The organism is Mycobacterium sp. 360MFTsu5.1, from assembly GCF_000383495.1.
GTDB classification, from domain to species: Bacteria; Actinomycetota; Actinomycetes; order Mycobacteriales; family Mycobacteriaceae; genus Mycobacterium; species Mycobacterium mucogenicum_B.
Genome location: NZ_KB911464.1, coordinates 150128 through 159338, shown reverse-complemented (window position 1 = coordinate 159338; position 9211 = coordinate 150128). Strand labels below are relative to the sequence as shown.

The window sequence follows — 9211 nt, the reverse complement described above, 5'->3', positions numbered from 1 at the left end:
GGTTACCCACGGGTAAAGTGGATGGTCGCCGCGTGGGCTGCTTAGGAGGAAGAAGAAAATGACTGATCGTGTGACGGTGGGAAATCTGCGGGTGGCCCGCGTACTGCACGACTTCATCACCAACGAGGCTCTGCCCGGCACCGGGGTCGACCCGGACAGCTTCTGGGCCGGAGTGGACAAGGTCATCACCGACCTGACCCCGAAGAACAAGGAGCTGCTGGCCCGCCGTGACGATCTGCAGGCGCAGATCGACAAGTGGCACCGCGCCCGCGTCATCGATCCCGTCGACACCGACGAGTTCAAGACTTCGTACGAGGAGTTCCTCACCGAGATCGGCTACCTGCAGCCGGAGCCGGAAGAGTTCTGCATCCGCACCTCGGGCGTCGACCCGGAGATCACCAGCACCGCGGGACCGCAGCTGGTGGTGCCGATCCTGAACGCCCGGTTCGCGATCAACGCCGCCAACGCCCGCTGGGGCTCGCTGTACGACGCGCTGTACGGCACCGACGTCATCTCCGACGAGGGTGGCGCCGAGGCCGGAAAGGGTGGCTACAACCAGGTGCGCGGCGACAAGGTGATCGCCTACGCCCGTAACTTCCTGGACCAGGCCGTCCCGCTGGCGACCGGCTCGTGGGCCGACATCACCGGCCTCAAGATCGACGACGAGCACCAGCTGCAGGCCGAACTCGGCGACGGGCTGTCGACCGGACTGGCCAGCCCCGAGGAATTCGTCGGCTACACCGGCAAGCTCGGTGACCCGGCCTGGTCAGTGCTGCTGGTCCACCATGGCCTGCACATCGAGATCTTGATCGACCCCGAGTCGCCGATCGGTTCGACCGACAAGGCCGGCATCAAGGACGTCGTGCTGGAGTCGGCGATCACCACGATCATGGACTTCGAGGACTCGGTCGCGGCCGTCGACGCCGACGACAAGGTGCTGGGCTACCGCAACTGGCTGGGGCTGAACAAGGGTGACCTGTCCGAAGAGGTCAGCAAGGGCGGCAAGACCTTCACCCGCACCCTGAACCCCGACCGCGTCTTCACCACGCCGGACGGCGAGGGCGAACTGGTGCTGCCGGGCCGCAGCCTGCTGTTCGTCCGCAACGTCGGCCACCTGATGACCAACGATGCCATCGTGGACGCCGACGGCAACGAGATTCCCGAAGGCATCCAGGACGCGCTGTTCACCGGTCTGATCGCCATCCACGGCCTGAAGTCGACGCCGGAGAACGGCGAGCTGACCAACAGCCGCACCGGTTCCATCTACATCGTGAAGCCCAAGATGCACGGCCCCGAAGAGGTCGCGTTCACCTGCGAGCTCTTCAGCCGCGTCGAGGATGTGCTGGGCCTGCCCGCAGCCACCCTCAAGGTCGGCATCATGGACGAGGAGCGCCGCACCACGGTCAACCTCAACGCCTGTATCAAGGCCGCCGAGGACCGCGTCGTCTTCATCAATACCGGCTTCCTGGACCGCACCGGCGACGAGATCCACACCTCGATGGAAGCCGGCCCGATGGTCCGCAAGGGCGCCATGAAGAGCCAGACCTGGATCAAGGCCTATGAGGACGCCAACGTCGACGCCGGTCTGGCCGACGGTCTGGCCGGCCGTGCACAGATCGGTAAGGGCATGTGGGCCATGACCGACCTGATGGCCGACATGGTCGAGCAGAAGATCGGTCAGCCCAAAGCCGGCGCCACCACCGCGTGGGTGCCCTCGCCCACCGGCGCGACGCTGCACGCCATGCACTACCACCAGGTGGACGTCCGCGAGGTGCAGGAAGAGCTGGCCGGCAAGAAGCGCACCACGCGCACGGAGCTGCTGACCATCCCGCTGGCCAAGGAACTCGCCTGGGCGCCCGAGGAGATCCACGAAGAGGTCGACAACAACTGCCAGTCGATCCTCGGCTACGTGGTGCGCTGGATCGACCAGGGTGTCGGCTGCTCCAAGGTGCCGGACATCCACAACGTCGCCCTCATGGAGGACCGCGCCACGCTGCGCATCTCCAGCCAGCTGCTGGCCAACTGGCTGCGGCACGGCGTCATCACCGAGGATGACGTGAAGGCGAGCCTGCGCCGGATGGCCGCGGTGGTCGACGAGCAGAACGCCGGCGACCCGGCGTACCTGCCGATGGCGCCCGATCCGGAGGGCAGCATCGCTTTCCAGGCCGCGCAGGAGCTGATCCTCGAGGGCTGCAGCCAGCCCAACGGCTACACCGAGCCGATCCTGCATCGGCGCCGGCGGGAGTTCAAGGCCGCACACGCCGGTTCGTGAACGGTCAACTCCCCCATCATCGTTGATTAAAATTCGGCGGGCCCGCGTCACTCGACACGGGTCCGCCGATTGCACGCCGACACCAGGAGCAGACACCAATGGGTAGGCACAGAGCTCCCGACGACGACGAATCGAACGCCGACGAGTCACGCGACGACGCGATCTCTGACTACGACGCGTTGTCGCCGGACATCCCGGAGGCCGACGACACCGCGACCAGCGCTCTGGGATTCCGGGTGCCGGACGACTGGGCCGAGATGCACGGGATGCCTGCTGCAGAAACCCCGCGTGCTGCCACCCCACCCCCCGCCACACCGCCGGCCGACAACGGCGATCGGTACGGCACCGACGAGCCCGACTACGGCGACACCGACTATTCGGACCAGCCCGACCTCACCGCCGACAGCATCACCCAGGCGTTCCCGTCCGTCCCGCGCCGGGCCTCGGTCCGCTCGCACGGCGGCGACTGGGAGGGCGGCGAATGGACCGGTAGCCACCGGGCCATCCAGACCAAGCGGCGCGGCGTCAGCGTCGGCGTGATCGCCGCGCTCGTCACCGTCGTGGTCGTCGTCGCCGCGGTGATCCTCTGGCGGTTCTTCGGCAGCGTGCTGTCCGACCGCAGCCGGGAGGCCTCGGCGCGGTGCGTGTCCGGCTCGGTCAGCGTGCCCGTGCTGGCCGACCCGTCGATCTCCGACCAGCTCAATTCGCTGGCCGGCAAGTACAGCCAGACCGCCGCACCCATCGGCGACAAGTGCGTCAAGGTCGAGGTCAAGGCGAGCGACCCGACCACCGTCGTCGACGGTGTGGTGAACAAGTGGCCGACGAACCTGGGCCCGCGGCCCGCGTTGTGGGTTCCGGCCAGCTCGGTGTCGGCGGCCCGGCTGGTGGCCGGCGCCGGTGAGCAGGCCGTCAGCGGTGAAGCCAAGTCGCTGGCGACCTCGCCGGTGCTGCTGGCAGTCCGGCCGCAGCTCAAAGATGCTCTGGCCCAGCAGAATTGGGGCACGCTGCCCGCGCTGCAGACGAACCCGACGGCGCTGGACGGCCTGAGCCTGCCGGGCTGGGGTTCGCTGCGGCTGGCCGTACCGACCGTCGACAACAGTGACGCGGCCTATCTGGCGGCCGAAGCCGTCGCGTCCGCCGCGGCCAACGGCGGGCCGGTCAACGCCGGTGCCGGTGCCGTGCACCGGTTGACGGCCGCGCAGCCCAAGCTCGCCGACCCCAAGGCCTCGACGGCGCTGGACGCGCTGATCTCCGCGAGCGACCCGGCCACGGCGCCGGTACACGCCGTCGTCACCACCGAACAGCAGCTTTATCAGCGGTCGGAACACACCGACAACGCCAAGGGCAAGCTGGCGGCCTGGCTGCCGCCCGGCGCACCGGCGGTGGCCGACTACCCCGCGGTGCTGCTCGGCGGCGACGGCCTGTCGCACGAGGAGGTGACCGCAGCGAGCGAGTTCGAACGCTTCCTGCGCAAGCCCGAACAGCTCGCCGAGCTGTCCAAGGCCGGCTTCCGCGTCAGCGGCGGCAATCCCCCGAAGAACGATGTGGTGAACCTGGGCTCCCTGCCCGACGCCCTCGCGGTCGGCGACACGGGCACGCGCGCCACGCTGGCGAACGCCGTCGGTGGCACGTCGAAGAGCGGCGTTGTGACCATCTTGCTGGACCAGTCGATGCCGAGCAGCGACGGCGCCAAGACCCGGCTGGGCAACGTGACCACCGCGTTGATGGACCGGCTCAAGGCGATGTCGCCGAACAGTTCGGTGGGTCTGTGGACGTTCGACGGCGTCTCGGGGCGCAGCGAGATTCCGGCGGCGCCGCTGAGCGAGCAGGCGCACGCGACGCAGTTGATCTCGAACCTGAACAACCAGAGCTCGTCGGGCGGCGGTCACGTCTCGTTCACGACGCTGCGCATGCTCTACGGCGACGCGATGTCGAAGTATGTCGACGGCCAGGCGAATTCGATCCTGCTGATCACGTCCGGCCCGCACACCGACCAGTCACTGGACGGCCAGGGCCTGCAGGACTACATCAAGTCGGCGTTCGATCCGGCCCGCCCGGTGGCGATCAACGTCATCGACATCGGGTCGGACTCGGACAACCCGACGTGGCAGGCCGTCGCACAGCTCACCGGCGGCACGTTCACCGGCATGCCCACCTCGGCGGCGCCTGAGCTGGTCAACGCCGTCGCCGCTGCCCTGCCCTAGCTAGTTCTTTTCCCGCGAGCGGCCGTGTCTGCGCGCGACACGCCGCCACTTACGTACAAAAACGTCCCGCTCAGAAGCTCTGAGCGGGACGTTTTTGCGCGGACCTAGGCGAACGCCTCGATCGGCGGGCAGGAACAGACCAGGTTGCGGTCGCCGAAGGCGCCGTCGATACGACGCACGGGCGGCCACACCTTCGGCCGGAAACCCTTGCCCAGCGGGTAGGCGGCATGTTCGCGGGTGTACGGGTGCTTCCACTCGTCGACCAGCAGGCACTCGGCGGTGTGCGGTGCGTTGTGCAGCGGGTTGTCATCGGCCGGCCACTCACCGGAGCCGACCTGGTCGATCTCGGCCTTGATCGCGATCATCGCGGCGATGAAGGCGTCGACCTCGGCCAGGCTCTCGCTCTCGGTGGGCTCGACCATCAGCGTTCCCGCAACCGGGAAGCTCATGGTCGGTGCGTGGAAACCGTAGTCCGCCAAGCGCTTTGCCACGTCGTCGACGGTGACGCCGGTGGCCTTGGTGATGGCCCGCAGGTCCAGGATGCACTCGTGCGCGACCATGCCGTTCTCGCCGGTGTAGAGCACCGGGTAGTGCTCGTCGAGACGACGAGCGATGTAGTTGGCCGACGCGATCGCGGTCAGCGTCGCGGCCCGCAGACCCGCCGCGCCCATCATCCGGATGTACGCCCAGGTGATCGGCAGGATGGACGCCGAGCCGTACGGCGCCGCCGACACGGTGTGGTCGTCGGCGAGCTCGGCGGCCAGTGGGTGGCCGGGCAGGTACGGCGCGAGGTGCGACCGGACCGCCACCGGGCCGACGCCCGGACCGCCACCGCCGTGCGGGATGCAGAACGTCTTGTGCAGGTTCAGGTGGCTGACGTCGCCCCCGAACTTGCCGGGACGGGCCAGGCCGACGATCGCGTTGAGGTTGGCGCCGTCGACGTACACCTGACCGCCGGCGTCGTGCACCGCGGCGCAGATGTCGGCGACGTCGTGCTCGTACACGCCGTGCGTGGACGGGTAGGTGATCATCAGCGCGGCCAGATCGCTGGCGTGTTCGGCGATCTTGGCGCGCAGGTCGTCCAGGTCGACGTCACCGTTCTCCCGGCATGCCACGACGACGACCTTCATGCCGACCATGGCGGCCGACGCGGCGTTGGTGCCGTGCGCGCTGGACGGGATCAGGCAGATGTTGCGGCCGGCTTCACCGCGGGCCTCGTGGTAGGCGCGGATGGCGAGCAGACCGGCGTACTCGCCCTGCGACCCGGCGTTGGGCTGCAGCGACACCGAGTCGTAGCCGGTGATGCTGACGAGCCACGACTCCACGTCGGCGATCAGCTTGCGCAGGCCCGGGGTGTCCGAGGCCGGGGCGAACGGGTGCTGCTGTGCGAACTCGGTCCACGTGATGGGTTCCATCTCGGCGGCCGCGTTGAGCTTCATGGTGCACGAGCCCAGCGGGATCATGCTGCGGTCCAGCGCGATGTCCTTGTCGGCGAGCGAGCGCAGGTAGCGCATCATCTCGGTCTCGGTGCGGTACCGCGAGAACGCCGGGTGGGTGAGGAACTCCGAAGTGCGCGTATGGATTTCCGGGCCGTCCCAGTGGTGGCCGCCGCGCGTCGCGCCGAACGCCGCGAGCACCGCGTCGACGTGGTCGGCGGTGGTCGCCTCGTCGCAGGACACCGAGATGTGATCGGCATCGACGAGCCAGACGTTGATGCCGCGCTCCTTGGCAGCCGCCTGCACCTGCTCGGCCTTGCCGGGAACGCGGGCCAAGACGGTGTCGAAGAATCCGGAGTGGACGACCTCGACGCCGGCCTCCTTCAGGCCCATGGCCACCGCGAGGGCGTGGCCGTGCACCCGGTGCGCGATGGCGGTCAGCCCGCGCGGCCCGTGGTAGCTGGCGTACATCGCGGCGATCACCGCGAGCAGCACCTGGGCGGTACAGATGTTGCTGGTGGCCCGGTCGCGGCGGATGTGCTGTTCGCGGGTCTGCAGGCTCAGCCGGTAGGCCTTGGCGCCGTCGGCGTCGACCGACACACCGACCAGACGGCCGGGCAGCTGCCGGGCGTGCTTGCCGTGCACGGCCAGGTAACCGGCGTGCGGGCCGCCGAAGCCCATCGGCACGCCGAAACGCTGCGTGGTGCCGAAGGCGACGTCGGCGCCGATCTCGCCGGGCGGGGTGACGAGCGTCAGCGCCAGCAGATCCGCGCCGATGGCGACCAGCGCACCGCGCTCATGGGCCTGCGCGATCAGCGCGGACCAGTCGTTGACGGCGCCACTGGCGCCGGGCACCTGGGCGATGACGCCGAAGAACTCGCCCTCGGGCAGGCCGTCACGCAGGTCGGCGGTGACGATCTCGATGTTCAGCGGTTCGGCGCGGGTGGCCAGCACGGCCGCGGTCTGCGGGTAGATGTCGACGTCGACGGCGAGGCGGCGGCAGTCGCCCTTGACGGCGCGGTGCATCAGCGTCATGGCCTCGGCCGCGGCGGTGGCCTCGTCGAGCATGGAGGCGTTGGCGATCTCCATGCCGGTCAGGTCGGTGACCATGGTCTGGAAGTTGAGCAGGGCCTCCAGACGACCCTGGCTGATCTCGGGCTGGTACGGCGTGTAGGCCGTGTACCAGGCCGGGTTCTCGAGAATGTTGCGGCGCAGCACGGCCGGGGTCAGGGTGTCGAAGTAGCCCTGGCCGATCATCGACACCGCGACGGTGTTGGTCTCGGCGAGCGCGCGCAGCTCGGCCAGCGACTGCTCTTCGGACGCCGGGGCGGGCAGTTCGTCGAGGCCGGGGGCCAGGCCGGCGCTGGACAGCGCGTCGAGGATGCCCGCGGGCAGCGCCTTGGCGGCGAGTTCTTCCAGCGAGTCGACGCCGATGATCCCGAGCATGGTGGCCACCGCGTCGCCATCCGGACCGATGTGCCGGTCGACGAAGCGAAGCTGGTGGTGCTCGGCAGAGGAACGGGACGTGCTGTCGGTCATGACGGCCTCTCCAGACGTTCAGGCTCGGGGCAGGCTTGCCACGGAACCGCTAGGGGTTCCTCCCCCTCTGTCGTCGGTGCCTGAGAGATTCGGCCCGACGATGGTCGGCCTTTCCCCATGGGCGGGCGAGTCGCAGCTCGCCGCTTTCCAGAGGCATCGGGCTCCGGCGCGGTCCGGGGGCCTGAGAGGTTGATGGAGAGGTATTGCTCCTTCGGCGTCCATGGCTGGCGGCCACAGAACTCTCCCGCGTCGGGACGATGCGCGCGCCAGTCTACCGGTCGGTCACATAAGCCCGCGAATAGACAGCAAACGGCCCCTTCTCGCCTGGGAGAAGGGGCCGTTGCTCGTGCTTTGGGAGGCGGGACTCAGCCGATCTTGCGGTCGCGCTGCTTGCGACGCGAGGCGAGCTCGTCCTCGGGTGCGGCGATGGATTCGCCGCCGTCGGCGCGTTCGCCCGGGAAGTCGGCGATGGCGCCGGTCAGCTCACGCATGGCGCCGGAGACCGCGATGCCGAATACGCCCTGACCGCCCTGCAGCAGGTCGACGACCTCTTCGGCGGACGTGCACTCGTACACCGTGGTGCCGTCGGAGAACAGCGTGATGTTGGCCAGGTCGTGGACGCCGCGCTGGCGCAGGTGGTCGACCGCGACGCGGATGTTGTGCAGCGAGATGCCGGTGTCGAGCAGTCGCTTGACGATCTTGAGGACCAGGATGTCCTTGAACGAGTACAGGCGCTGGCTGCCGGAGCCGGCGGCGCCGCGGATCGACGGGACGACCAGCGAGGTGCGGGCCCAGTAGTCGAGCTGGCGGTAGGTGATGCCGGCGATCTGGCAGGCGCTCGGCCCGCGGTAGCCGACCAGTTCGTCGGGAACAGACTCATCAGGGAACAGGCCTGCCTGCACCGGCACGGGAGCCGGTGTCGGGGCGGCCTGCTCAGGCGCGCCGTTGGTCGTCAGGTCCAACTGCTCTTGACGTGGCGTCTCGTCGCCCACTGCCTGATCCTCTCGCCGATCGAACTAACCCTGCCTGGCGGCCACTGCTGCTCGGCGGGCATGTCCGCTGCTCGAATGTGTCGAGCATACGCTTCCCGCCGGGCCACTTCAGCCTGTCACCAGAACGAGGAAAGTATGTGGCGCGGATTCGGCGAATCCGCAAACGGCGCACCGAGTGTCGACACGCGCTGACCTAACTGAGATGCATCCGTAACAAGGGCCCTCCGGGACAGCGCACTCTGCGCCTAAGTCGCCTTGAAATCGTCCGGAGAAATGCTGTCGAGGAACTCCTTGAACTTCTCGACCTCGTCCTCGCGCACGGGGCCGGACGACTCCTCGTCACCCTCGTCCGGGATCAGCAGACCGGCTTCGGCGAGTACCGCTTCCTCGACGTAGATCGGTACGCCGACCCGCAGCGCGATGGCCACCGAGTCCGACGGCCGCGCCGACACCGTGATGTCGCGGTCGAACACCAGGTCGGCGTAGAAGGTGCCTTCCTGCAGGTCCACGATGCGCACCTCGCGCAGCGAATGACCAAGTGCGGCAATCAGATCCTTGATCAGGTCGTGCGTCAGGGGACGAGCCGGTGAGACGCCCTGCTGCTCGAGCGCGATGGCAGCCGCCTCGGACTGCCCGATCCAGATCGGCAGGTAGCGGTCACCGTCGGATTCGCGCAGCAAGAGCACGGGTTGGTTCTGCGGCTGTTCCACCCGAATGCCGACCACACGAACCTCGCCCATCTGCGTCTGCCCTCCGCAATCCGTGTGC

The 9211-nt window shown here is 68.5% G+C and carries 5 protein-coding genes and 1 riboswitch; of the genes, 2 read left to right on the top strand and 3 right to left on the bottom strand.

Annotated features, from left to right (window positions below; all coding sequences use genetic code 11):
• The first annotated feature begins 58 nt into the window (after positions 1–58).
• Positions 59–2272, top strand: a complete 2214-nt coding sequence (locus tag H289_RS0107565) for a malate synthase G (protein ID WP_029104908.1) — start codon at positions 59–61, stop codon at positions 2270–2272.
• Between the two features lie 98 nt (positions 2273–2370).
• Positions 2371–4476, top strand: coding sequence for a substrate-binding domain-containing protein (locus H289_RS0107560; protein WP_020100162.1), 2106 nt, complete (start codon positions 2371–2373; stop codon positions 4474–4476).
• Positions 4477–4580: 104 nt separating this feature from the next.
• Here the strand turns inward: H289_RS0107560 and gcvP are convergent, their stop codons facing one another.
• From gcvP to H289_RS0107545, 3 genes are all read right to left on the bottom strand, one after another.
• Positions 4581–7451, bottom strand: coding sequence for an aminomethyl-transferring glycine dehydrogenase (gcvP, locus tag H289_RS0107555; RefSeq protein ID WP_020100161.1), 2871 nt, complete (start codon positions 7449–7451; stop codon positions 4581–4583).
• Positions 7452–7610: 159 nt separating this feature from the next.
• Positions 7611–7708: riboswitch (glycine riboswitch) on the bottom strand.
• A gap of 108 nt (positions 7709–7816) precedes the next feature.
• Positions 7817–8443 carry a MerR family transcriptional regulator gene (locus H289_RS0107550; protein ID WP_020100160.1) on the bottom strand — a complete coding sequence of 209 codons (627 nt, stop codon included), beginning with the start codon at positions 8441–8443 and terminating at the stop codon, positions 7817–7819.
• A 245-nt stretch (positions 8444–8688) separates the two neighbouring features.
• Positions 8689–9183 carry a bifunctional nuclease family protein gene (locus tag H289_RS0107545; protein ID WP_020100159.1) on the bottom strand — a complete coding sequence of 165 codons (495 nt, stop codon included), beginning with the start codon at positions 9181–9183 and terminating at the stop codon, positions 8689–8691.
• Between the last annotated feature and the right edge of the window lie 28 nt (positions 9184–9211).

Excerpts from the sequence above, each read along its gene's own strand:
- H289_RS0107565 (WP_029104908.1), top strand. The coding sequence starts at position 59 with ATGACTGATCGTGTGACGGTGGGAAATCTGCGGGTGGCCCGCGTACTG.
- H289_RS0107560 (WP_020100162.1), top strand. The coding sequence starts at position 2,371 with ATGGGTAGGCACAGAGCTCCCGACGACGACGAATCGAACGCCGACGAG.
- gcvP (WP_020100161.1), bottom strand. The coding sequence starts at position 7,451 with ATGACCGACAGCACGTCCCGTTCCTCTGCCGAGCACCACCAGCTTCGC.
- H289_RS0107545 (WP_020100159.1), bottom strand. The coding sequence starts at position 9,183 with ATGGGCGAGGTTCGTGTGGTCGGCATTCGGGTGGAACAGCCGCAGAAC.